This is a genomic window from Paenibacillus phoenicis, from assembly GCF_034718895.1.
Lineage (GTDB): Bacteria > Bacillota > Bacilli > Paenibacillales > Paenibacillaceae > Fontibacillus > Fontibacillus phoenicis.
In genome coordinates this window covers 1,481,934-1,505,420 of sequence record NZ_JAYERP010000001.1, presented here as the reverse complement: position 1 = coordinate 1,505,420, position 23,487 = coordinate 1,481,934, and the positions used below count along the sequence as shown (strand labels likewise).

The window sequence follows — 23,487 nt, the reverse complement described above, 5'->3', positions numbered from 1 at the left end:
GTGAGATATGTCGTTGGCATCGACGGCGGCGGTACCAAAACGAAAGCGACGGTGGCGGATGAGACGGGGAATGTTGTTCGCTCGTTCGCCGTCGGTCCGCTTAATCTCAACGGTCAGGATGCCGGATCGGTGGAACAAACGCTAGATCATCTGCTGCGGATCGTAGCGGAGGTTTGCGGAGGGCTAGAACATTGCGTGCAGATGTGCCTCGGAGCGGCGGGGATTAGCAACCCTGTTGCTGCGGAGCGGCTGACGTCGCTGATCCGATCCGGCAGTTACCGCGGCGGGCTCGACCTGGTTGGCGATCACGAAACCGCCTTGTGCGGCGCATTAGACCGCTCGCACGGCCTGATCCTGATCGCCGGCACCGGGTCGATCTGCTTCGGGCGGAACGCTCGCGGGGAAACGCATCGAACTGGGGGCTGCGGCCACCTGATCGATGACGAAGGCAGCGGCTATTCCATTGGCCGCGAGCTGCTGAGCGCGGTCGTCCGGGCGGCGGACGGACGAAGCGGCCCCACGGCGATCACGGAGCTGGTCTATGCGCAGCTGGAGATCGATTCGGTGCGGCAGCTTATCGGATTCGTGTACAGCAAGGACACGAACAAGAAGGACATTGCCGCACTGGCCCCGCTGCTGTCGCCAGCCTGCGAGCTTGGCGACAGCACGGCGCTGGCGATCGCGCGGCGCAGCGCGATCGCTTTGGCGGAGATGGCCGCTCCCGTGGCCAGCCGGCTCGCCCTGGAGGAGGGCGAGCTGGCGCTGGCCGGGAGCGTGCTGCTCCGCAGCGCGCACGTGCAGGCGGGCGTCAGGGAAGCGCTGAACGAGCGCTTCCCTAGGCTCACCTGCACGCTGCCCAAGCATGACGCAGCCTACGGCGCGGTCATGCTGGCGCTGCGCGCGCTTGCACCCGGGCGGGGCTAAGCCGCCCGGGCGCACAAAAGGCGTTTCCCTTAAGGTTACATCAAGGGAACGCCTTTTATTTGTGGTCTGATCAGCAGAACCTACAGGGCCCGGTCTAATAGATCCATAATATGCACGGCTTCCATCTGCCCATTCAAGCCGGCTCGGTGAATTCCTTGCTTCATTTGCAGCAGACAGCCCGGGTTGGAGGTGACGATGAGGTGGGCTTTCGTATCCTGGACTTGTTCCATCTTGTCGTCCAAGATCTGCATCGACATCTCAATTTGAGTAAGGTTATACGTACCAGCCGAGCCGCAGCAGCTATCCGGCTGGCGCATTTCAACGAGCTCCAGTCCCGGGATGCGGCGCAGCAGCTCTCGGGGCTGGTTGCGCACACCTTGACCGTGGGCGAGATGGCACGAATCTTGATACGTGACTTTGCAATTCAGCGGCTTGCTGAACTGGAGAGGAGGGAGCTCGGCCAGCAGCTCGTTCGCGTCGCGGTTGCGGGCAGCAAACCGCTTGGCCCGTTCCTCCCAAACCGGATCGCCTTTGAACCAGTGCCTGTATTCCTTTAACGCCGCCCCGCAGCCTCCGGCATTGTTGACGATGAAGTCAACGCCGGCCTGCTCAAACGCCTCGATATTCCGTTTGGCTAACTCCTTGGCGCCGGCCATCTCGCCGGAATGAGCATGCATGGCCCCGCAGCAGTTTTGCGCTTCGACAAACACGACGTCGCAGCCGGCTTTCGTTAACAGCCGCGCCGTTGCCTGATTTGTCTCGAAGAACATCACGTCCATCACGCAGCCGGTGAACAATCCGACTGTCAGCTTGGTTTCCCCTTCAGCTTTCATTCGTTGTTCCCGCTTACGGCGCTCGCGCGGGGAAGCAACCGTTTCGACCGCCTTTTGCATTTCGCGCAGCGCCTTAGGCAGTACCCGGATCAGGCCGGTCCGATTGGCAAAGGCTTGCAGACCCAGCGCTTGAACGCCCCACAGGATATTCCCCAGACGACGAACGCGTTTCGGATACGGGAAAATTCGTTGGAAAATCAAGCTGCGCAAAGCTGAGGGCTTCACTGTCTCTTGTTTCGTTTCCTGTACGACCTGGCGAGCCGTTTCCAGCAAACTTCCGTAAGGCACGCCGGCCGGACAGGCCGTTTCACAAGCCCGACAGCCCAAGCAGGCGTTCATATGCTGCTCGAATTCCTCATTTACAGGGAGCTGACCAGTAGCCACGCCCTTCATTAAAGCGATCCGTCCGCGGGGACTGTACGTTTCCAGACCCGTTTGCTGATAGGTCGGGCAGGTAGGTAGACAGAAACCGCAGTGCATGCAGTTCATAATTTCATCGAGATTAAAGGGTTGTAGGCGGTTACCGTCCGAATGGGGCAAAGGGAGTGTCGCAGTTCCGCCGCAGACAGGGGAGGTGAACTCCTTGCGTACCATATGTTTTTCTCCGCTCATCGCTGCACCACCAATCTTCGCCGATTAGAAACGGTAAATATTTTGCCGGGATTCAGGATTCCATTCGGATCAAAGGCGGCTTTGATGCGCTGCATCAGTTCCAGGCTGGCTTCGCCGGTCTTCAGGTGCAAGAAGTCCTTCTTGGCCAAGCCAACGCCATGCTCGCCGGTAATCGTCCCTCCCAAGCGAATCGCCGCGTGAAAAATCTCCTCAAACGCCTTCTCAACGCGTTCGATTTCCTCCCGGTTCCGTTCGTCCGTCATACAGGTCGGATGAAGGTTTCCGTCGCCGGCATGACCAAACGTACAGATTTGCAATCCATACTTCTCGGCGATCCGTTCGACTTCCTCCACCATTTCCGCCAGACGGGAGCGAGGAACGGTGGCGTCCTCCAAAATCGTGGTTGGCTTGAGCCGAGAGAGGGCGGACAACGCCGCACGCCGCGCGGCCAGCAGCTTCGCGCCTTCCTCCGGGGAGCTTGCCACCTCTACTCCGGCAGCGCCATGTTCTTTGGCGATCCTAGCGATTCGCTCGATATCGCGGTCAACGACCTCGGCCGGGCCGTCTTGTTCAATCAGCAGCATCGACTTCATTTCCAAGGGGAGACCGAGGCCCGCGAAATCGTCCACGACCTTCATCGTTCCTTGATCCATGAACTCCACGGTGGCCGGGATAATTTTAGAGGCGATGATGGCTTCGACGGTTTTGGCCGCATCCACCAGATTCCGGTAATAAGCGACCAGCGTTCGCTTTGTTTCCGGCAAGGGGAGCAGCTTGAGCGTAACCTCCGTGATGACGGCAAGCGTTCCTTCGGAACCAACGAGTAATCGTGTCATATCATAGCCGGCGACGTCCTTGACGTTCTTCCCGCCGCAGCGCAGGATCTCGCCCGAAGGCAGCACGTATTCAAGTCCCATGACATAATCCTTCGTTACACCATACTTGAGTCCGCGCATCCCGCCGGCCCCTTGGGCGATATTTCCGCCAATCGTGGAAATCCGCATGCTCCCGGGGTCTGGCGGATAGAACAGGCCCATTGCTTCTACGGCTTGATGCAGGTTGGCGGTTACAACTCCGGGGCCAACCGTCGCCGTCAAATTTTCCGTATCAATTTCGTGGATTTGGTTCATCCGGTTCATGTTGAGCACGATCCCGCTTTGGGTTGGAATGGTGCTGCCAGCCAGATTGGTGCCGGATCCCCGGGTGATAATCGGAATCTGGTGCGTATCGGCCAACTGCAAAATGCCGGAAACCTCTTGAGCCGAGGCGGGAAACACGACCGCGTCAGGCAAGGCTTGGTACATCGGCGTGGCATCGTAGGAATAGGCATACAGCTCGGCAGGACGGTCCAACACCCATTTGTCGCCGACGAGGGCTTGAAGCTGCGCTTTCACTTCGGGACTAATCAATTCTCATTCCTCCCGCTTTCTGGTATAAACTTATAATTAGTCAGGTCATCAGATGAATTTTAAATTTGAAATAAATCTACCATATCGCTGGTAAATTGTATAGACTGTAATTTAAGAATGATGTTTGTTTTTAGGAAGGCTGCGGTCGGAAGAGGGAGAAGTCATGGATTTAGGCAAAAAAAATTACGAAATCATCACCGAGGAACTGGAGCGGATCATTGAAACCGGGAAGGTGAAGCCGGGCGAGAAGCTGGAGACGATCGAAAATATGGCCAAACGCTATCGCGTTGGCCGTTCCACAGTCCGCGAAGCGATCAGCCATTTGAAAGCCCGGGGCCTGCTGGAGACGAGGCAGGGAGGCGGAACCTACGTCCGGGCGCAGGCGTTGGAATCGATGGCGGCCCAGCAAATCAAGAACCGCGAGGACTTGCAGCAGCTGCTGGAGGTGCGCAGCATTCTGGAGGTCGGGAGCATCGAGCTGGCGGCACTCCATCGGAGTGAAGCTGATTTGGCTGAGCTCTCAGAGATCGTTGGTCTGATGGAGGAAGCGATCGGGAACGAGGAAATTAGCCAGGTGCATGACGTCAATTTTCATTTGGCAATTGCCAAGGCGACGCAAAACCCGTTGCTCCGTCAAATGATGGAAAGTATCTCGGCCATGATGATGCGTACCATCCGCGACAGCCGGAGCTTGTGGCTGTTCAGCGAGCAGGAATCGGCGCACCGCCTGTTCCAGGAGCACCGCCAAATGCTGGAGGCGATCCGAGAACAGAATCCGCGTGCGGCGGCCGACCTTATGCGGACCCATTTGACCAAGGTAGGACATGCGCTAATGGGAGCTTCGGACAAGCCTGGTGCCCCGGAATCCATTGAATAGATACAAGCACAGAAAAGACCTGAATCATTACGATCAGGTCTTTCTTTAGATTTCAAGACGTATAAGTATTACAAGCTCAACCAGATTACTTCTTATGCTTCGTCACCAGCTTGCAGCATTAGATGGGTTGCCGCCGTTTCCACGCCGTTGACCAGCAGCACGATGCGGTGCTCGCCGGGGTAATGGCGGCGGGTGGACAAGTCGGCCCAGCTATGCCGCCGGGAGCCGCTGAGGCGTGAACCGCCGGCAACTGTTCTGTCCGAGAGCAAAAATAGCTTCCTCGACGTGCGACCTCCGGCTTTGACGAAATCGATGCCGTATTCAATGCGCACCTTGGCCGGTTGACCTGAACGGATCGTCAGCTCGTAACGGAGCTCGCTGCTATCGCCGATGCGCAGCGCGTTTGGCTCGATGACGAGCGACGCATCGGTTGCCAGAGGCTTGCTGTCCTCGCCAGTGGCGTAACCAAACAGCTCCAGCACCTCGGGACCGCCGCGGCGGATCAGCGTCCGGCAGCCATGGCGAATGATCCAGTCGGTGTGCGGGTGGGATCCTTTCCAGCGCCGGGCGATCTCCAGGACCAAGTCCGGGTGGTCCTTGGCGATGTCGTTCAGGTTGTTGGCCACACTCTTGCGGACATACAAGCTCGGATCGGCCTTCAGTTGCTCCAGGATCGGCAGGACCGGCGCCGGATCGCGTTTGAACATCGGCAAAGCTTGTCCCCACGGCAGGCGCGGCCTGCAGCCTTCGCTGGCCAAGCGGCGTACATGCTCATTGTCATGCTTCGCCCATGCCAGCATCTGCCGCATCATCCGCTCGGGATCCCGTTCAATAAACGAACGGACGGCAAACTCTGCGGACGATTTCGATGTAAAACGCTCCAGCGCCTGCATTGCAAGCTCCCAGTCCGATTCGGCCTTACCATACACCTCAACGAAATCGGGAAAGAACAGGTAGGGGAACCCCACGCAGGTTTCATCAATGGCATACAAGATGTCAAGCGCTTCCGAAAACCTTGCGGGCAGCAAAGCGCCCAGCTTTAACGAGATCTGCCGCATCCGCGCCTTGAGCTCCAGGTTGTCCCAAGTTTCGTCCATCACGTCAGCCACGAATCGTTCCATATCGAAGGAAGCGTAGGACTCCTTCACTTTGCTGCCGAATTCACGCAGAAATTCCTCACTATAAATCGATTTTAACGTATCAGCCATATCCATTCTCCGTTCTATTCCAAACTGAAGTTGAAAGTTTCAAGGGTCTATTTTACGATAACGATTTAATTCAGCGCAAACCATTACGATACACGCAGTTAACGTTATTTGATTATAATCTAACCATTTGTTAGTGAAAGGGGAAGCCCCAAATGAATAAATCGGCAATCCGTGCTTGGATTCTGTATGATTGGGCCAATTCCGCTTATGCGACGACGGTGTTGGCTGCCGTGCTGCCCATCTTTTACGCCGGGGTGGCTGCGCAAGGGTTAAGTGAAACAACTGCGGCTTCCTATTTGGCCTATACGCATTCTATCGGCATGGCGCTGGTGGCAATTATCTCTCCCTTGCTGGGATCCATCGCGGATTTATCGGGCCGCAAAACGACGTTCCTGACCTGGTTTGCGCTGCTTGGCATCGCAGGGACGCTTGGGTTCGCGCTCGTCGGACCGGGGGATTGGCTGCTTGCTTCAGCTTTACTTGTGGTGACCACCGTCGGCTTCTCCGGGAGCCTCACCTTTTATGATGCGTTGCTGCCTGACTTGGTACCCTCGCCATACCGGGATGACGTTTCGGCAAAAGGATATGCAGCCGGATATATCGGCGGCGGGATATTGCTGGCGGTAAACCTGCTGATGATCCAACAGCCGCAATGGTTTGGGATGAAGGATGAGCTTGCGGGCACCCAGCTTTCTTTCTTGACCGTGGGGTTTTGGTGGCTTGTCTTCTCGCTGCCGTTGATGCGAAACGTACCCAACCTCCCGAAACAAGCATCCGGCCTTACCGCTGGAGGATACCTGCGGGCCGCCTCCAAGCGGCTTGGCGGTACGTTTAAGGATATTCGCCGTTATCCGCAGCTGTTTCGGATGATCGCGGCCTTCTGGTTTTACAATGATGGGATCAATACGATTATCCTGATGGCGACGATCTATGGCACGACCTTGGGGATTGGCACGAGCGATTTGATTTTGGCCCTGTTGATCACGCAATTTGTGGGATTTCCCAGTACCATCCTGCTTGGAAAAGCGGCAACGCGTCTCGGCCCCAAACGCGTGTTGATCGCTACGCTGTGGACCTACGTCGTTATCGTTCTCTTGGGCTTTGGCATGAGCAGCGCGTTGCATTTTTATATTCTCGCCGTGATGGTGGGTCTCGTGCAGGGAGGCAGCCAATCGATTTCCCGCTCGATTCTAAGTGAGCTGATGCCGCCGAACCGGACGGGCGAATTTTTTGGTTTCGTCAATATTACAAGTAAGATTTCTTCCATCTTTGGACCGTTTGCTTTTGGGCTCATCGGACAAATTACCGGCAATTCGCGCATGGGGATCTTGTCGTTGCTGCTGTTTTTTGGCTTAGGAATCGCCGTCGTGATGAAACTGAATCTAAACCGAGGGAAAGCGGATGCCTTGCGGAATGCAGACGATCCCTTCCCTACCGAAACGAAGCCGCCGGCAACGGCTTAAAGCTTACTGGTCGGAAAAACAAATTAAACCGTCCCCGGCCTGTCCTGTTTCCTGCAAAAATGCTACGATAATTTCTATACAGAACCCTGGAAGATTAGAGGAGTGGAGACCCATGGCCGAAGTCAAAACCAATGCCATGCGCATGCTGGACAAGTCCAAAACGCCATACCAAATCTTTGCTTACGATGCCGAGGACGGGCAAATTCATGGAACAGCGGTGGCGGAGAAGATCGGCAAACCCGCCGAACAAGTCTACAAAACGCTGGTGGCGCATCAAGGTTCATCGTTATTTGTGTTTATTATTCCGGTTGCTGAGGAGCTGGACCTGAAGAAGGCGGCCAAAGCCGCCGGGGTCAAAAAGATTGAGATGCTGCCGCTGAAGGATTTGCAGCAACATACCGGCTATGTCCGCGGCGGCTGCTCTCCGATTGGGATGAAGAAGCTGTTCCCCACCTTTATCGACAGCCGGGCCGAAGGATTGGAAACGATTCTTGTATCGGCGGGACGGATTGGGTTGCAGATGGAACTGACGCCTCATCAGCTAGCGGCCCAAGTCAAAGGGAAATTTGCGCCATTGATTCGTGAAAGCGGGGATTAAAGACGGGGATGAACGAGCCCAAGGATCGCTAAGGGAAACGCAGGATTTGACATGCCGATAACAATCGCCATCTATACTAGAGGTAAAACCTAAACAGAAGGATGGCTGATCCGATGGGAATCCATGCTTATTTTCGCTCCTTAAACGAATTGGAACGCATTTATCGCTGTCCCGGAAGGTTCAAGTTCGAAGAACATAGCGTGGCGGCGCATTCCTGGAAGGTTGTGCAGTACGCCAAGACTTTAGCTGATATTGAAGAACAGCACGGCGTTGCTATAGATTGGAAAAAACTGTACGAAATCACGAGCAGCCATGATTATGGTGAGATTTTTATCGGGGATATCAAAACACCGGTCAAACATGCCTCGGCCGAGCTCAGGAACTTGATTCAGCAAGTTGAAGAAGGCATGGTGCACAATTTCATCGACGAACATATTCCTGTGGAGTTTAAGCCGATCTTTCGCAACCAGCTCCGCGAAGGAAAAGACGGTTCTGTTGAAGGGCTGATCCTGGAAGTTGCCGACAAGCTGGATCAGGTCTATGAAGCATTTGCCGAGCTGCAGCGGGGCAATACGGAGAAAGAGTTCGTCAAGATGTACCGCGATGCGTTGATCAAAATCAAAAATATTCGGCTCCATTGCGTCGATTATTTCCTCCGTGAAATTTTGACGGACATGGTGCTCGAAGGGACAAGCTCGCCCATTGATATTAAGCAGATTACCGAGGAAGCACTGGAGCAAGCGGGTGGAGTTTTAACCCGCACCTAAAAGTAGCCCATTCCAATTCGCTGGAATGGGCTGTCCCACTGTCATCTGAGATGACTGCGGGATTACCGCTTTTTTCCTTATAAATAAGGTGCAATCCATAAACGGAACAGTTCTGTTGGAGGTCGGTCCCGCTTCCGTTTATCGTTAGTCAGCACAACAACCGTCTCCAAGAGTGGAATGACATAAATGAACTGCCCCCCATATCCGCGAGCATAGAAAAAATCAAATTTCGACTGCCCGTCCTCTCCATAGACGTCCGTCCACCAATGCCAAGCATAACAGCCGCGCCAAGGAGCTTCGACATCAATCGCAGGCTTTACGGATTCCGCCAAACGTTCCGCCTGGATCACCCGCTGGCCTTCCCATTCACCGCCCTGCAAGTAGAGCAAACCAAATTTCAACATGTCCGTTGGACGAAGCCACATGCCAAATCCGCCGGTGTGGATGCCCTGCGGATCCTGCCCCCATCGGTACGTCTCGATGCCCAGCGGGCCGAACAGATGCTCCTCGGCGAATTGGGCGACTGGCATACCGGAGGCTTGGACCAGGATCGCCGACAGCAGCTGCGACGCGCCGGAGTTGTACTCCATCCGGTCACCGGGGCGGTCAGCCATCGGCTGATCCAGCGCAAACTGAACCCAATTAGGCGAACGGGTCATCCGCGGAAAAGAGTTATGCCCGCCAAACTCCGTCCAATTCCACCCGCCCGTCATGGTTAACAGATGACGCAACGTAATCTCACGTTTTCGCTCATCCGGATCTTCCTCCAGCTGCGGATAGAAGCAGCGAATCGGAGTGTCGGGAGGCGGCAGGAGACCGCGGTCCCAGGCGATGCAGAACAGGGCGGAGAGAAAGCTCTTCGTACAGGAGTTAATTTTGGCGAGCTCGTCCACAATTTGTTCGTTCCGGTAATGTTCAAGCACCAGCCTGCCTTGGGTGTGGATTAAACAGCTTCTTAAATCAAGCGGCGCGATGGCTGCCGAAATGGAAGATAAGTTCATAACCTGGATGTCCTTTCTAATGTCGTGGTGCCCAGAGAATAATGGAGACGCCGATCAGACAAATGGCGGCGCCAAGCCAATCGTAGAGATCGGGGGTTTTCTTGTCCACCCACCAGCCCCATAACACAGCGAGCGCAATAAATACGCCGCCATACGCTGCATAAACGCGGCCAAAGTTTGGAAACTTCTGCAGTGTTGGGATGATGCCATATACGATCAAAATCAGGCTGCCAGCGATTCCGTACCATAGCGGTTTGGATTCGCGCAACCACAGCCAAACTAAATAGCCACCGCCGATTTCGGCGAGTCCGGCGACAACAAACAAGAGGATTGCGAGGAGCATGATGCAGCCCCGTCCTTTCACGTTATTTTTACCAAAGATTGTACCATGGATCCGCGAAGATGAAACCTTGATGAAGACGCTGGCGTCTTTGCACGGATGCGCTATAATCAATGTAGAGCAAATTTTCAAAATTAAACTATCAAAACTACAATTAAAGGAGTGGATCCGGATGGAACGTGTCCAATCGGAATCGCAATTCGAACAATTAATTCAAAGAGATCAGTATACGGTGATCAAATTTGATACGACCTGGTGCCCGGATTGCAAGAACCTCGACCGGTTTATCGGGGATATCATCCAGGAGCATCCGGACAAAGAGTTCTACGCGATGGATGCAGAGGAATTCCAGCCGCTGGCTGAAGCCAATGAGGTGCGAGGGATTCCCAGCCTGCTCGTCTATAAAAACGGGGAGAAAATCGCCCACCTGCACAGCAAATTCGCCAAGACGCCGGGGCAAGTCCGCGAATACTTGAAGAGCTTGGCTTAAAGCGGCAGAAGGGATGTTCTTCGCCCAACCTTAATAAGGGGATGAGGAACATGAAAATTACGTCGACTTGACTGTAGCCGGCATCGGACGATTGAGTTTCCATACGCAGGATGAGTTCTCGCTAGCCGCTCTCGGACGGATGGAGGCCGAGGTTTAAATTACGCGTTCAGGGCTGATACCCTTGGATTTGTGGTGGTAACCCGCGCATCCGCCCGAGCCAATTCCGTGATGCCATCCCACAGCACACGGCGGCTCCGCGTATCAAGTCCGGTTGTAGGTTCGTCGAGGAACAGTACCGGGCGGCAGCGGTCAAGTCGAACTTACGAGGTTTTGAGGAGGGAGCGTCAAAGATGAACAAGCTGTGACCAACAATGTGAAATTTCGCACATATAAGTGAAAAAAATCACATTAACAAAAGCCGCTTTTTTTTATAATTCAAACTGAAGAGAAAAACAGGAGGGAAACAACATGAAAATGGTCAAAGGATTGGTTGTAGCCGGGCTTGCTGCAGCACTGCTGGCAGGTTGCGGTTCGAATGACGGGAACTCGGCGGCAAACGCCAATAAACCTGCGGAGCAAACGGACGCCACCACATCGGCTTCGATCGTAAATCAAGCGGATGCGTTCGTGAATGCAGTGAGTGAGAAAGGGACTTGGATCATCGCGATTCTAAACGACTTGACGGTGGATCAAGATGTTGTTGTTGCCGGCGAATTCCACGATAAAAACGATGCGTCGAAGGACATCTACCGCAAGATCGCGTTGTATGCGCAGGATGAAGACCATAATGTTACTGCTTCTTACACCTTAACGGTTCCGAAATTGATCGTACAAAGTGAAAACCTGAGAATTCAAGGCGGTACCGTGAAAGGTGACGTATATGTAGAAGCGAACGGCTTCAACCTGTACGAAAACGCTACGATTGACGGCAACCTTTACTTCGCCAATGCCGACGTGCAAGCCAGCGCGAAAATCGACGGCAAAGTAACAGGTGCAACGGAAGTTAAATAACAGCAAAACGAAGGGCCAACCGAATGAGGTTGGCCTTGTTTTTTAGATGAAGAACGATTGGATGAAAACATAGATTCCTAAACCAATAATCGCGATACCGCTGATTTTACAGGAGACATAATAGAAATCGCTTGGTTCCGCCTCGCGCACCCATAACCCGTGTAAGGAGAGATGAAATAAGACGTTTTGCAGCTTCTCAAAGCGGAATAAGCTCCATCCGAAAAACATGAGCACATAGGAGCCGTAGTAGAGCAGCAAGCTCCCCTGTTTGCTGTGGTATTCGGGAAAGGCCGCTCGGACGATCATACTAGGACTATACAAGCCAACGTGTTCGTCGATGGGCTGGGGGACACCATTGATGTTCCATGAGATTTCAGGGACCAACTCGCCCTGATCGTCCAGCCACAACAAGATCTCGTCGTGCGCTTCCACCTGGAACCGCTCCCCTGACGGATAGATCACCTCATAGCGTGGAACCCACTGGGCTTCCAGAACGTGGACCTTATATTCCTGCCGATCGATACTTACCCGCTTTTGGCCCGGATCGTTACCGTTCATGACCACGACCTCTTGACCGTCATAGGATCGATACGTTACCGCCTGCGGCTCCTGATGGATCGGTCTGAATTTGTCCCCATGCAAGTAAAACACCGCTTCCGAAAAATAAGGCGCTGTCCAAACACTTATTCCAATAATAACGAGGAGTGCAATTAACAGCTGGGCCCGAGTCGTCCTTGTCCACCGGGTGAACCAAGGTTTTAACTCCACATTATTATCCTCCCCCCAATCAGATACTATATTTACGTCTTCTTAGGGGTGAGGTTGCGGTTTGCCCGTCCGTATGGTCTAATCGCAGTAGCTGCGTTCTGCAGCGGAAGTCTCGATCAGGAGGCGAGCGGTCATGAACCTGAACCATTTACATTTTCATATCCATTATTGCAATAGTAAGCAGCCGAATGACGGTAAGCAGCTAAGAAATCATATCCGTCGAACGCTTACGCACCACGAATTGCTGCTCGTCACCGGAGGAAAGGGCAGTATTACGTTGAACCGCAAGAAGCATCTCGTTCAAGAAGGCATGTTATTTTATATCCACGCGGGGTTACCCCATCACATTCAGATGGATGAAGCGGATCCAATCTGTTTCTATTCCGTCCACTTTAGTTATGCGGGCATCCGCTTTGATGACGGGGCCTGGTCCATCGGGCAGGAAACCGAGCGCTTGCCGCTTCCGCCCATGCAGATTTTGCAGAACGGTTATTTGGTTGAGGATGCCTTTCGCCGGCTGGCGGCAGCCTGGTTCGCTAAACTGCCGGGGTATGAGCTGCTGACGAGAGCCGGGCTGGAGCAACTGCTGTATGAAATCTTGGTCCATGTGAAAAGACAAAATCAGAACCACGCGGTTGCGCTCAAAATCGAGAAAGTGATTCAGTATATGCGCGAGCATCTTGGCGAGCGGCTTACGTTGGCGGAGTTGTCGGATCTGGTGCATTTGTCCACGTATTATCTGTCGCGGGCTTTTAAACAGACGACCGGATTTACCGTCATTGAGTACTTTAACAAACTGAAGATCGATAAAGCCAAAGAGCTGATTCTAGAAAGTGATAAAAAAATCAAAGAAATCGCGTTGGAGCTCGGTTTCGCTGACGAATTCTACTTCAGTCGAATTTTTAAACGGACCGAAGGGATGAGCCCATCGGAATATTACAGCAAAATCGTCCATGGAGTTTAAGATAATGCATGGAGTAAAGCTAACCTTCGCGTTAATATTGTCCTGCAAGAATGTTCATCTTATTGTTCATCTGCGCGCGCAGGGAACAGGGGGGTTACAGAAGGAAGGCTTAAGGTTATGCCGATTTGGAAAAGAAATTTGATCGTTTGCTGGTTCGGCATGTTTGTGACAGGCGTGGGCATGAGCCAGCTTGCACCAATCCTGCCGCTTTACATCAAGGAGCTGGGAGTGGATCAGGCCGATGCGGTGTCCCGGTATTCGGGACTGGCCTTTGGCATCACGTTTATCGTCTCGGCGATTTTCTCGCCGATTTGGGGGCTTGCGGCTGATAAATTTGGCCGGAAACCGATGCTCTTACGGGCCAGCCTGGGGATGGCGATTATCATTGGGTGCATGGGGTTTGTCACCAATGTCCACATGCTGATCGCCCTTCGGTTCCTGCAAGGCATCATTACCGGCTACAGCACCGCTTGCACGACGCTGATTGCGACGCAAACGGACAAGGAGCACGCCGGCTGGGCACTAGGGCTCTTGTCTACGTCCAATATCGCCGGCTCGCTGCTAGGTCCAACGATCGGTGGATTTATCGCTGAACACGCCGGGCTTCAAGAGACCTTTTTCTTAACTGGCGGACTGATGCTGATCGCCTTCATCATGACGCTGTTGTTCGTGAAAGAGACGTTTGTGCGTTCGGAAGTGAAGGTGGCGGGCATGAAGGAAGTATGGGGCGCGCTTCCGGAAAAAAGCTTGACGGTGACGCTGTTCGCCACGTTCTTTATGCTGAGTGTCGCCATGTATTCGGTGGAGCCGGTCCTTACCGTGTACGTGAATGAAATCTCCCGTAACAGCAGCCATGTGGCGATGTTGGCCGGTATGATTTTCTCGGCATCCGGGTTGGCTAATATTTGGGCAGCGCCAAAGCTAGGGAAGCTGTCCGACCGGATTGGCGCTCATAAAGTGATGCTGGCAGCGCTCTTGGTCTCGGGGATCTTGTTTGTCCCGCAGGCGATGGCACGCAATCCCTGGGAGTTGATGGGGCTTCGGTTCCTGCTGGGAGCTGCTGCAGGGGGACTCAATCCCTCGGTGAACACCCTCATTAAGAAAATTACCCCGGAGCATCTAACCGGCCGGGTATTTGGATTAAGTATGGCGGCTGGCTACTTGGGAGTATTCGCCGGTTCGGTGCTGGGCGGTCAAGTTGCGGCTTGGTTTGGCATCCCGTATGTCTTCCTGCTGACCAGCGTGTTGCTCCTGATTAACGCAGCTTGGGTATATGCAAAGGTGTATAAAAAGCTGCGGGAGCCCAGCCATTCGGCAGCTCTGTAAAGTATACAAGAGAAGGGAAGTTCAGCAGAAATGATGGAAATGATCCAACCCGAAACGAACACGATGATTCTTGCGGAAAAAACCGCACTCGTGCTTATCGATTTGCAGCAAGGGATTTGCCATCCGTCCCGACAAAGTGCGCCGTACGACAGTGCGGAAGTCGTAAGAAACGCGAGCCGGTTGGCCCAGGCATTTGCCGAAGAAGGCGGATTTGTGGTGCTTGTCCGCGTATCTACGTTGGATGGCAAGGATATGCTCAAGCCTGATACCGACGGTCATCTCAGTCCAGGCGCTTACCCTGAAGGTTGGGATGAAATCGTGCCAGAACTGGCCAATATTCAAGGGACCCATGTCGTGACGAAACGCCAATGGGGTGCTTTTTACGGCACAGATCTGGATCTGCAGCTGCGGCGGCGGGGCATCGATACGATCGTGCTCTGCGGCATCTCCACCTCCATCGGGGTGGACACGACCGCGCGCGAAGCGTTTCAGCATGGGTACCATCAAATCTTCGTCGAGGATGCCATGACGGCATCAACAAAAGAGGAGCATGACTACGTCTGCCGCTATATCTTCCCACGCATCGGCAAGATTCGGTCTACGGAAGAGGTATTGGCGGCGCTGCGGTAAATAGAGCCAGGCAATAAAGTAAAGCCTTGAACCCAGCGGTTCAAGGCTCTTTTTGCGTTCAGCGTGCGCTAAAACTGCAGCACAACCATTTGATGACAGGACCACGGCGGCAGGGTGTAATGGACGCGGCCATTTTCCTGATGGAAGGGGAGTTTCATTCCCTGCGGCGCGAGGTAAACCTCACGAACTGGTGCGGGTACGGCTACCGTTACTTCGATGTCGCTGAGGACAGGCAAGTCTTCAATCAGATATTGCGTCATACGGATCGATGAAAAGGACAACTAGGTAAACCTGAAAATTTCTTGAAACCAGTTTACGTTCTGGCAGGAATCTGGTAATATTATCGCAACATGTAAATGCGATGACGAGAAGAGTAAGTAAAGAGAACCTTTCCAGAGAGCTCCGGTACGCTGAGAAGGAGCAAAGCGTGACTTTACTGAAGAAAGCCTCTGAGCAGCACATCGGAACGTGTAAGCGGCGGGATGGTGTGACAGGAGCTCCTGTTATAGAGCTAGGGTATACGCTTGGCAGCGCCAGGCTGTACTTGAAGAGGTTAATATGGCGACATATTAACGAAGCTGGGGTGGTACCGCGAGCATACCAATCTCGCCCCCAAGATGGAAGTCTCGTCTTGGAGGCGGGATTTTTTTATGACGATAATTCCAATACTCACAGGGAAAGGACTGGATGTTAGAAATGGGTCAAAAGTTGAAAGTAGGCATCGTTGGTGGAACAGGAATGGTAGGGCAACGCTTCGTACAGCTGCTGGATCAACATCCTTGGTTTGAGGTTACTGCGATTGCAGCCAGCGCCAATTCCGCAGGCAAAACCTATGAAGAGTCCGTCCAAGGACGTTGGAAAATGGCTACGCCGATGCCTGAAGCCGTGAAATCCATCGTCGTACAGGATGCGGCCAAGGTTGAGGAAGTTACGGCGAACGTGGACTTCGTGTTCTGCGCAGTGGATATGAAGAAGGCGGAAATCCAAGCGTTGGAGGAAGCCTATGCGAAAACCGGCACTCCGGTCATCTCCAATAACTCGGCGCACCGCTGGACACCGGACGTGCCGATGGTGATTCCAGAAGTGAACCCGCAGCATATCGAAGTGATCGCAGCCCAACGCAAACGCCTTGGCACGAACACCGGATTCATTGCTGTGAAGCCAAATTGCTCGATCCAGAGCTATGTGCCGGCGTTAAACGCTTTGCTTGATTTTGAACCGACGACCGTTGTGGCATCGACGTATCAGGCGATTTCCGGGGCAGGTAAGAACTTTACCGATTGGCCGGAAATGCTGGATAACGTGATTCCTTATATCGGCGGCGAGGAAGAGAAGAGCGAGCAGGAGCCGCTACGTATTTGGGGGCATGTGGAGGGCGGACAGATCGTCAAAGCAAGTTCTCCAATTATCACAACTCAGTGCATCCGCGTTCCGGTGACGGACGGTCACTTGGCTACCGTATTCGTATCATTTAAGAAGAAGCCGTCGAAGGAAGAAATCCTGCAGCGCTGGGCGCAATTCAAAGGCCGTCCGCAAGAGCTGGGGCTGCCAAGCGCTCCAAAGCAATTCATCACGTATTTTGAAGAAGAAAATCGTCCACAAACCAAGCTCGATCGCGACATTGAGCAAGGGATGGGGGTTTCCGTCGGACGTCTGCGCGAAGATTCGCTGTACGACTATAAGTTCGTTGGCCTGTCGCACAATACACTGCGCGGAGCCGCAGGCGGTGCGGTGTTGATTGCTGAACTGCTGAAAGCAGAAGGATACATTCAAGCGAAGTAAAGAGAGTTTGTACGGGCAGGGAGGGAGCCGGTTGTTAACCATCAAATTGGATGATTTAAGCGGACCTGAAATCAGAGCATTTATTGGCGAGCATCTAGCGAACATGGCGGAAACCTCTCCACCCGAAAGCATCCACGCGTTAAATATAGACGGATTGAAGCAGCCGGACGTCACGTTCTGGAGCGCTTGGATCGATGGCGAGCTCGCGGGATGCGGTGCACTTAAGGAGCTGAATCGCGAGCACGGTGAGGTCAAATCGATGCGAACCGCTCTGCCGCACCGGGGGAAAGGCGTTGCCAAGCAAGTGCTGGCGCATATTCTTGAAGAAGCCGCGCGGCGCGGTTATCGGCGGATCAGCTTAGAGACGGGTTCGATGGAGGCTTTTGCTCCGGCCCGTAAATTGTACGAAAGCTTTGGGTTTACGTTTTGCGGTCCCTTTGCGGACTATATCGAGGATCCGAACAGCGTATTTATGACTAAATCTTTATAACCAAGATGGACCATCTCAAAAGAAACACAAAAACCCGCATTGTTGCGGGTTTTTGGCTTTTTATCCGAGGATAAACGAGAAAGATTTATAAGACGACGGCGGTTCCGCTGACGGATACCATCAGCATGCCTTCGCGAATGACCTCATAATCGATATCGACACCGATAATGGCGTTTGCGCCGAGACGTGCAGCTTGGTCAGACATTTCTGCAAAGGCGGTGTCTCTGGCTTCCTGAAGCTTGTTCTCGTAAGCTCCGGAACGGCCGCCTACGATATCGGTGATCGAAGCTAGAAAATCGCGAACGACGTTAGCGCCCATGATGACTTCTCCGGTAACGATTCCGAGGTAACGTTTTACCGGCGATCCTTCAATGGATGGGGTGGTGGTCATAATCATATGTGAGTCCTCCTTATTTTTAGAGCCATATTGGTTGTTACGCAGGTATGCCATGATGGTTTCAACTTAAACTATAATGGATGCAAGGGAGGCTATAACGTGAAAAAGATGATTGTAATCGGCTCCGGGATTCTCGGTGCCTCAACAGCATATCAGTTAGCGAAGCTGGGAGCCGAGGTGACGGTCGTTGACCGCGGGATACCGGGACAAGCGACCGACGCTGCGGCCGGAATTATTTGTCCGTGGATCTCGCAACGGCGAAATAAAGCTTGGTATAGCTTGGCCAAATCAGGCGCGCATTATTACGAGTCCCTGATCAAGGAACTGGAGGCGGAAGGAGAGCGCGATACGGGTTATGCTCGCGTGGGAGCACTTCGCCTCCATCGGGAACGCGAAAAGCTTGTTGCCTTGGAGAAGCTGGCGGTGGAGCGTAGACGAGAAGCCCCGGAGATGGGCGAGATTCGATTGCTCGAACCGGACGAAGTGAAGCGGCGGTTCCCGCCGCTGGATGAGGGGTTCTACGCTCTGTATGTGAGCGGTGCCGCCCGCGTCGACGGACGTGCGCTCCGCGAATCGCTCCTGAGGGCAGCGGTTCGGCATGGGGCGGTGTTGGTCCGCGGCGAGGCTTCGCTTTTGCATGACGGCTCGGCCGTGGCTGGCGTGCGTGTTGGCACGGAAGAGATTGGCGCCGATGCGGTTGCCGTTTGCGCCGGGGCATGGGCACGTCAACTACTCACTCCGCTGGGCTTGGACTTCCAGGTGACTTACCAGAAAGCCCAGATCGTTCATTTGGCGCTGCCAGACGCTGCAACCGAGCGTTGGCCTGTCGTGATGCCGCCGGGAGATCAGTACATCCTGGCGTTCGACGACAGCCGGATCGTGATTGGCGCAACACACGAAAACGATCCGCCCGGCTATGACACCCGCGTGACGGCGGGCGGCTTGCAAGAGGTGATCAACAAGGCGCTGACGGTGGCGCCGGGACTAGCGGACGGCGGCTTTTTGGAAGCGAGAGTTGGGTTTCGTCCGTTCACACCGGGATTTCTCCCGGTCTTCGGAGCGTTGCCTGGATGGAAGGGGATCTATGCGGCTAACGGTCTAGGGTCTTCGGGATTAACGATGGGACCGTATATCGGCGCGCAGCTGGCCCAAATCATGTTAGGACGAGAGACGGAAATCCAATTGGAGAACTACCGTCTTGAGCTGGCCATTGCTCCCGCAACTGCTAACAATCTGTGAAAAGTATTGCACAAATGTTTCCACCAGGAGGACAGATGTCCGTAATGCGTGGTATACTATCGCTATGCATTGATGCGACATCCTAAACATACGGGGGAGAAACATGAAGGCAATCATACTGAAATGGAATGAAATGAGTCTTGTGAAGCGAATTCTTGTAGGCTTGGTGGTGGGGATCCTCCTGGCGTTGATCGTACCACAAGCCAGCGGCATCGCGCTTCTGGGAACGCTGTTCGTATCCGCATTAAAGGCTGTGGCGCCAGTTCTGGTGCTGCTGCTGGTAATGGCCGCGATCGCGAACCATCAAAAAGGGCGGCAAACGAACATGAAGTCGATTCTTGTGTTGTACGGAATCAGTACGTTTTTGGCTGGAGCAAGCGCCGTGGCCGCCTGTTTCCTATTTCCAGTCAGCTTGTCCTTGGCAGGGGCAACCGAAGGCTTAACTCCGCCAGGAGGAATCGTCGAAGTTCTTAAAGGGCTGCTGCTAAATGTGGTGGATAATCCAGTTAATGCCTTGATGAATGCCAATTATATCGGCATTTTGGCTTGGGCGATCCTGCTTGGTTTAGCGTTGAAAGGCGCGGGAGATCAGACCAAAAGCCTGCTCACGCAAGCCTCCGACGCCGTTTCGCAAATCGTCAAGTGGGTAATTCAATTGGCACCGTTCGGGATTCTGGGGCTCGTGTTTGAGTCCATTACGGTAAGCGGACTTGACTCGTTGCTGGATTACGGGAAGCTGTTAGTTGTCTTGGTGGGTTGCATGCTGTTTATCGCGTTGATCGTCAATCCGCTGATCGTCTACATCAATATTCGCCGTAATCCGTATCCGCTCGTGTTCACTTGTTTGAAAGAGAGTGGAATCACGGCGTTCTTCACCCGCAGCTCGGCGGCGAATATCCCTGTGAATATGCGTCTCAGCGAAAAATTGGGACTGAATAAGGATACTTATTCGGTATCCATCCCATTGGGAGCGACGATCAATATGGCGGGTGCGGCGGTTACGATTTCGGTCCTGACGCTGGCGGCCGTCAACACATTAGGCATCCAGGTGGATTTCGGTACGGCGGTGATCCTCAGCGTATTGTCGGCGATCTCCGCAGCTGGCGCTTCCGGTGTGGCCGGCGGTTCGTTGTTGCTGATTCCTCTGGCATGCAGCTTGTTCGGAATTTCGAATGACATCGCGATGCAAGTTGTAGGGGTAGGTTTTATTATCGGGGTCGTGCAGGATTCATGCGAAACGGCGCTGAATTCTTCCTCCGACGTGCTGTTTACAGCTACAGCAGAGTATGCCAAGAAACGCAAGGAAGAGGCGCTTCCGCTGGCAAACACGGCAAGCCTGGATTAAATATCAATAAAGGCTGGCGATGACTCGTCAGCCTTTTTCATGCGCTTTAAATTTACGCAAACAAATCCGGGATCAAGACTTGCAAGCCTGGGTAGAGCTGCGAAGTCACCTGCACATCCCCCGTATTCGAAAATACGGTCATATCCGTAATGTCGCCGTCTGCTAGTGAGTAGACCATCACGATTTTTTTCATCGGATCTACAATCCAGTATTCCTTAACTCCACATACGCTATACAAGTCCAGCTTCTTGATCATGTCCTTACTCCGCGTGGAAGGGGACAACACTTCAACGACCAGTTGGGGAGTTCCCATATATTTACCGTTGGCGTCGATTCGATCTTTATCGCAAATGACCACGAGATCGGGTTGTACGACACAAATGTTATTCTCCTCTTTCTCCAACGTGATATCCAATGGGGAGGTTAGAGGCGTACATGGCTTGCCTTTAAACCAAGTATAAAACGTGCCATGGAGTTCAGTTACGGCTAGTTGATGATTGAAAGAGGGAGAGGCAAGATTATACACGACACCATCGATCAATTCGTAACGTTGTTCCGATGTCTCCGTCAGCTCAAGGAAATCTTGGTAAGATACCCATTCTCCTCCGGCGTGATAGCTCGCTGCTCTCTCCCTCAGTACAGACTCACTTGCTTCGGCGATCGCGTTTAATTTAGCTACGTCCTTCCCGTTTCGTGTAACGATAATTTCCTCGCCAACTTCCGCAAACTTTAAATATTTACCGAAATTGTTCTGCATGTCCGTTGAAGATACCCGCATGATCTTCACCTCGAATTAGCTAATGTTTAGTATTATATTAGCTAATTCAGCGTCGGTAATCAATACAAGTTAGCTATATTTACTCGACATAAGTAACCTCTCGGATTTGTGCATAGGTTTCCGCCAACATCAGGGTATCCTCGGCTAAACGCTCAATCCGGAATTTAACGTCGTCGTTCACAATCTCTTTGCGGTAGAAATCTTGTTCCTCGATAAACACATAGTTCTGCACTAATTGTGCCTTCAAATAAGTTAGTATCGGTTTAAGTTGCTGTTCAGGAACGAGGAAGTGGCGGGAAGAGCCTGCGGTAGCCACGATACTGACCACCTTGTCTTTAAGAGCATATTGCGGAAGCAGATCGAAAATGTTCTTTAGCGTTCCCGGAATCGAAGCCTGGAATATCGGAGTTCCGATGACTAGGACGTCGGTGTCCATGATCGCTCTCGTGATCATTCCAGTATCGCCTTCATAATCCAAGAAGTTACGACCGTCGCTAAATTGAACTTGATACTCAGCCAGATCGATCAGCGTCGTTTCCGTACCGGGGTACTTGTCCGCTATCGTTTTAAGTGTGTAATCAACGGCAGTTCTGGTTTTGGAGCCTACGATGGTGCCTGATAATCCTACGACTTTCATCTTATTTACCTCCTTCGGATTTTTTCGTGTATTTGCGGATGGCTGGCAAGATTTCCGTGCCGATCAGTTCGAGGTTCCGTTTGATCTGATCAAACGGCATACCGCCAAAATCGATTTGGGCGACATAACGCTGATGTCCGAACAATTCATGTTGATACAGGATTTTCTCGATGATCTGTTGAGGGCTGCCGGCATTGATGATGTGATGCGGGTCGCCGCCTTGCATGAAGAGTTGCCGATGGAAGCCTTGTCCATTCGTTTTCTTCATGCCCTCGTTGATGTAAGGATACAGCTCCTGTAGTGCCTGTTGCGAGGTTTCGGCTGCGTAGAAAAAGCCTGCAGTGGCGATGGGCAGCTCGTCCGGGTTGTGTCCCGCCTCTCTGGCGGCTTCCCGATACATATCCACCGTCCGTTTAAAGGCGGAAGCAGGACCACCCAAATGCGCCATTACCATCGGAACGCCGGCGTAACCGGCTTTAATCGCGCTGGCCGGACTTCCCCCAACCGCTCGCCAAATCGGCAGGGAGCCGCTTTGCGGACGAGGGATGATCTTGGCATTTCGTAATGGGGCGCGAAACTCTCCGCTCCAGTTGACGATCTGTTGTTCATTGATCAACCGCAGAAGATCGAATTTCTCTTCGAATAATTCCTCGTAATCGTGAACATCGTAACCTAACAAATCAAATAGTCCAACTCTGGAGGCGCGCCCTGCCACGATTTCTACCCGGCCGCCCGAGATGAGGTCGATCGTGGAAAAATCTTCATACACGCGCACCGGATCCGAAGTGCTAATGATGGTGGAGGTGCTGCCGAGCTTGATTTTGCTCGTGGCTTGAGCAATAGCGGCAAGCACCACTGTGTGCGCTTGGGTTGCGAAATATTCCTGGTGGCTTTCTCCGACACTGAAAAAGTCCAGTCCCGCTTGCTCAGCAAGCTTGGCGTACTCGATGATTTGCCGAATTCGTTCTTGGGCTGAAATTCGTTGTCCATTATTCGGATCGGGCAAATGATCGCCCAAGGTGTATATGCCAAACTCCAGGCCTTTGCTGGGATCAATACGGTATTGGTTCACGAAAATTCACCCCTTGTTTTTTGGTGATGTAGATGTTGTCTATGCACTAATTATAATTTGCTTACGAAAATATAGTAAGTACGCACTTTTTAGTGGTATAGTTACTTATAAGAAACCAAGGAGGTTGTGCTATGGAGAAGATACCTGAGCTTTGTCGCGTCGGTGACGCTTTGGAAATTTTGGTGGGAAAGTGGAAGCCGGTGATTTTGTTGGTGTTACTGCAAGAAGGCACGAAAAGATTCAGCGACTTAAAGCGCAAGCTGCCAGACATTTCACAAAAAATGCTGACTCAGAAGCTGCGTGAATTGGAGGAAGAGGGAATCATCGAACGGATCGTCTATCCCGAGGTTCCGCCCCGTGTAGAGTATTCGATTACGGAGTGTGGAAGAAGTCTGGAGCCGCTTCTAGACGCAATGCACAGTTGGGGGGTAAGCCATGTGCAGCGGAAGGAGGAGAACCATCGGCAGGTAATTGAAGAGAAATAAATGAGCAGATAAAGAACGAGCAGCCAAGGAATGATCCAAGG

26 protein-coding genes and 1 other annotated feature are annotated in these 23,487 nt (G+C 53.0%); of the genes, 15 read left to right on the top strand and 11 right to left on the bottom strand.

Annotation, left to right across the window (positions count from 1 at the left end):
• The gene (locus U9M73_RS07065) at window positions 1-924 is read left to right on the top strand and encodes a BadF/BadG/BcrA/BcrD ATPase family protein (RefSeq protein ID WP_323076643.1); all 924 of its coding nucleotides are present in this window, start codon (window positions 1-3) and stop codon (window positions 922-924) included.
• A gap of 80 nt (window positions 925-1,004) precedes the next feature.
• Here the strand turns inward: U9M73_RS07065 and U9M73_RS07060 are convergent, their stop codons facing one another.
• Together U9M73_RS07060 and U9M73_RS07055 are read right to left on the bottom strand one after the other, a co-directional pair.
• Complete coding sequence (locus tag U9M73_RS07060) at window positions 1,005-2,369, bottom strand: (Fe-S)-binding protein (protein WP_323076642.1); 1,365 nt, start codon at window positions 2,367-2,369, stop codon at window positions 1,005-1,007.
• Window positions 2,366-3,778, bottom strand: a complete 1,413-nt coding sequence (locus tag U9M73_RS07055; RefSeq protein ID WP_009225984.1) for an FAD-binding oxidoreductase — start codon at window positions 3,776-3,778, stop codon at window positions 2,366-2,368. Before U9M73_RS07055 ends, U9M73_RS07060 begins: the two co-directional genes overlap by 4 nt.
• A 163-nt stretch (window positions 3,779-3,941) precedes the next feature.
• Between U9M73_RS07055 and U9M73_RS07050 the strand changes: the two genes are divergently transcribed.
• On the top strand, window positions 3,942-4,655 hold the full coding sequence (locus U9M73_RS07050) for a FadR/GntR family transcriptional regulator (RefSeq protein WP_260070777.1): 714 nt from the start codon (window positions 3,942-3,944) through the stop codon (window positions 4,653-4,655).
• Between the two features lie 92 nt (window positions 4,656-4,747).
• Here the strand turns inward: U9M73_RS07050 and U9M73_RS07045 are convergent, their stop codons facing one another.
• Entirely contained in the window at window positions 4,748-5,863 is a 1,116-nt protein-coding gene (locus U9M73_RS07045) for a DNA alkylation repair protein (protein ID WP_260070778.1), read from the bottom strand.
• A gap of 152 nt (window positions 5,864-6,015) precedes the next feature.
• On the opposite strand from U9M73_RS07045, the gene U9M73_RS07040 reads away from it, so the two are divergent.
• The 3 genes from U9M73_RS07040 to U9M73_RS07030 all read left to right on the top strand — a co-directional run bounded on the left by U9M73_RS07040 (window position 6,016) and on the right by U9M73_RS07030 (window position 8,691).
• Window positions 6,016-7,326 (top strand): MFS transporter, encoded by a 1,311-nt coding sequence (locus U9M73_RS07040; RefSeq protein ID WP_323076639.1) that lies wholly within the window; start codon window positions 6,016-6,018, stop codon window positions 7,324-7,326.
• 112 nt (window positions 7,327-7,438) lie between these two features.
• Window positions 7,439-7,924, top strand: coding sequence for a Cys-tRNA(Pro) deacylase (gene ybaK / locus U9M73_RS07035; RefSeq protein WP_009225988.1), 486 nt, complete (start codon window positions 7,439-7,441; stop codon window positions 7,922-7,924).
• A gap of 113 nt (window positions 7,925-8,037) precedes the next feature.
• Window positions 8,038-8,691, top strand: a complete 654-nt coding sequence (locus U9M73_RS07030) for a YfbR-like 5'-deoxynucleotidase (protein WP_323076635.1) — start codon at window positions 8,038-8,040, stop codon at window positions 8,689-8,691.
• 77 nt (window positions 8,692-8,768) lie between these two features.
• Here U9M73_RS07030 and U9M73_RS07025 read toward each other — a convergent pair whose 3' ends face one another.
• Both U9M73_RS07025 and U9M73_RS07020 read right to left on the bottom strand, forming a co-directional pair.
• The gene (locus U9M73_RS07025; protein WP_323076632.1) at window positions 8,769-9,692 is read right to left on the bottom strand and encodes a serine hydrolase domain-containing protein; all 924 of its coding nucleotides are present in this window, start codon (window positions 9,690-9,692) and stop codon (window positions 8,769-8,771) included.
• A gap of 16 nt (window positions 9,693-9,708) precedes the next feature.
• Window positions 9,709-10,035: a YnfA family protein gene (locus U9M73_RS07020; protein WP_036645906.1), complete on the bottom strand. Its 327-nt coding sequence runs from the start codon at window positions 10,033-10,035 to the stop codon at window positions 9,709-9,711.
• Between the two features lie 169 nt (window positions 10,036-10,204).
• Here U9M73_RS07020 and U9M73_RS07015 point away from each other — a divergent pair, with 169 nt between their 5' ends.
• Together U9M73_RS07015 and U9M73_RS07010 are read left to right on the top strand one after the other, a co-directional pair.
• Entirely contained in the window at window positions 10,205-10,522 is a 318-nt protein-coding gene (locus tag U9M73_RS07015) for a thioredoxin family protein (protein ID WP_260070780.1), read from the top strand.
• Window positions 10,523-10,990: 468 nt separating this feature from the next.
• Complete coding sequence (locus U9M73_RS07010; RefSeq protein WP_009225993.1) at window positions 10,991-11,533, top strand: polymer-forming cytoskeletal protein; 543 nt, start codon at window positions 10,991-10,993, stop codon at window positions 11,531-11,533.
• 42 nt (window positions 11,534-11,575) lie between these two features.
• Here the strand turns inward: U9M73_RS07010 and U9M73_RS07005 are convergent, their stop codons facing one another.
• Window positions 11,576-12,301 (bottom strand): DUF6199 family natural product biosynthesis protein, encoded by a 726-nt coding sequence (locus U9M73_RS07005; RefSeq protein WP_009225994.1) that lies wholly within the window; start codon window positions 12,299-12,301, stop codon window positions 11,576-11,578.
• 133 nt (window positions 12,302-12,434) lie between these two features.
• Here U9M73_RS07005 and U9M73_RS07000 point away from each other — a divergent pair, with 133 nt between their 5' ends.
• The 3 genes from U9M73_RS07000 (at window position 12,435) to U9M73_RS06990 (ending at window position 15,221) form a co-directional block, all read left to right on the top strand.
• Window positions 12,435-13,265 carry a helix-turn-helix transcriptional regulator gene (locus U9M73_RS07000; RefSeq protein ID WP_323076627.1) on the top strand — a complete coding sequence of 277 codons (831 nt, stop codon included), beginning with the start codon at window positions 12,435-12,437 and terminating at the stop codon, window positions 13,263-13,265.
• A gap of 117 nt (window positions 13,266-13,382) precedes the next feature.
• Window positions 13,383-14,591, top strand: a complete 1,209-nt coding sequence (locus tag U9M73_RS06995; RefSeq protein ID WP_260070783.1) for a multidrug efflux MFS transporter — start codon at window positions 13,383-13,385, stop codon at window positions 14,589-14,591.
• 33 nt (window positions 14,592-14,624) lie between these two features.
• Window positions 14,625-15,221 (top strand): hydrolase, encoded by a 597-nt coding sequence (locus U9M73_RS06990; RefSeq protein WP_260070795.1) that lies wholly within the window; start codon window positions 14,625-14,627, stop codon window positions 15,219-15,221.
• 68 nt (window positions 15,222-15,289) lie between these two features.
• Here U9M73_RS06990 and U9M73_RS06985 read toward each other — a convergent pair whose 3' ends face one another.
• Entirely contained in the window at window positions 15,290-15,502 is a 213-nt protein-coding gene (locus U9M73_RS06985; RefSeq protein WP_260070784.1) for a hypothetical protein, read from the bottom strand.
• A gap of 71 nt (window positions 15,503-15,573) precedes the next feature.
• Window positions 15,574-15,838, top strand: a binding site (T-box leader).
• A gap of 79 nt (window positions 15,839-15,917) precedes the next feature.
• Here U9M73_RS06985 and asd point away from each other — a divergent pair.
• Together asd and U9M73_RS06975 are read left to right on the top strand one after the other, a co-directional pair.
• A complete protein-coding gene (asd, locus tag U9M73_RS06980; protein ID WP_009225998.1) occupies window positions 15,918-17,003 on the top strand; it encodes an aspartate-semialdehyde dehydrogenase in 1,086 nt (361 codons plus the stop codon).
• A gap of 31 nt (window positions 17,004-17,034) precedes the next feature.
• Window positions 17,035-17,493 carry a GNAT family N-acetyltransferase gene (locus U9M73_RS06975; protein ID WP_260070785.1) on the top strand — a complete coding sequence of 153 codons (459 nt, stop codon included), beginning with the start codon at window positions 17,035-17,037 and terminating at the stop codon, window positions 17,491-17,493.
• A gap of 85 nt (window positions 17,494-17,578) precedes the next feature.
• On the opposite strand, the gene U9M73_RS06970 is transcribed toward U9M73_RS06975, so the two are convergent.
• A complete protein-coding gene (locus U9M73_RS06970) occupies window positions 17,579-17,890 on the bottom strand; it encodes a YbjQ family protein (protein ID WP_323076624.1) in 312 nt (103 codons plus the stop codon).
• A gap of 99 nt (window positions 17,891-17,989) precedes the next feature.
• On the opposite strand from U9M73_RS06970, the gene U9M73_RS06965 reads away from it, so the two are divergent.
• Complete coding sequence (locus tag U9M73_RS06965; RefSeq protein WP_009226001.1) at window positions 17,990-19,129, top strand: NAD(P)/FAD-dependent oxidoreductase; 1,140 nt, start codon at window positions 17,990-17,992, stop codon at window positions 19,127-19,129.
• A gap of 103 nt (window positions 19,130-19,232) precedes the next feature.
• Window positions 19,233-20,474 (top strand): serine/threonine transporter SstT, encoded by a 1,242-nt coding sequence (sstT, locus tag U9M73_RS06960; protein ID WP_009226002.1) that lies wholly within the window; start codon window positions 19,233-19,235, stop codon window positions 20,472-20,474.
• Window positions 20,475-20,526: 52 nt separating this feature from the next.
• Here sstT and U9M73_RS06955 read toward each other — a convergent pair whose 3' ends face one another.
• The 3 genes from U9M73_RS06955 to U9M73_RS06945 all read right to left on the bottom strand — a co-directional run bounded on the left by U9M73_RS06955 (window position 20,527) and on the right by U9M73_RS06945 (window position 22,961).
• Window positions 20,527-21,252, bottom strand: a complete 726-nt coding sequence (locus U9M73_RS06955; RefSeq protein WP_009226003.1) for a type II toxin-antitoxin system prevent-host-death family antitoxin — start codon at window positions 21,250-21,252, stop codon at window positions 20,527-20,529.
• A gap of 79 nt (window positions 21,253-21,331) precedes the next feature.
• Window positions 21,332-21,889 carry an NADPH-dependent FMN reductase gene (locus tag U9M73_RS06950; RefSeq protein WP_009226004.1) on the bottom strand — a complete coding sequence of 186 codons (558 nt, stop codon included), beginning with the start codon at window positions 21,887-21,889 and terminating at the stop codon, window positions 21,332-21,334.
• 1 nt (window position 21,890) lies between these two features.
• Window positions 21,891-22,961 (bottom strand): LLM class flavin-dependent oxidoreductase, encoded by a 1,071-nt coding sequence (locus U9M73_RS06945; RefSeq protein WP_260070788.1) that lies wholly within the window; start codon window positions 22,959-22,961, stop codon window positions 21,891-21,893.
• A gap of 131 nt (window positions 22,962-23,092) precedes the next feature.
• Here U9M73_RS06945 and U9M73_RS06940 point away from each other — a divergent pair, with 131 nt between their 5' ends.
• Window positions 23,093-23,446 carry a winged helix-turn-helix transcriptional regulator gene (locus U9M73_RS06940; protein WP_009226006.1) on the top strand — a complete coding sequence of 118 codons (354 nt, stop codon included), beginning with the start codon at window positions 23,093-23,095 and terminating at the stop codon, window positions 23,444-23,446.
• The last annotated feature ends 41 nt before the right edge of the window (window positions 23,447-23,487 follow it).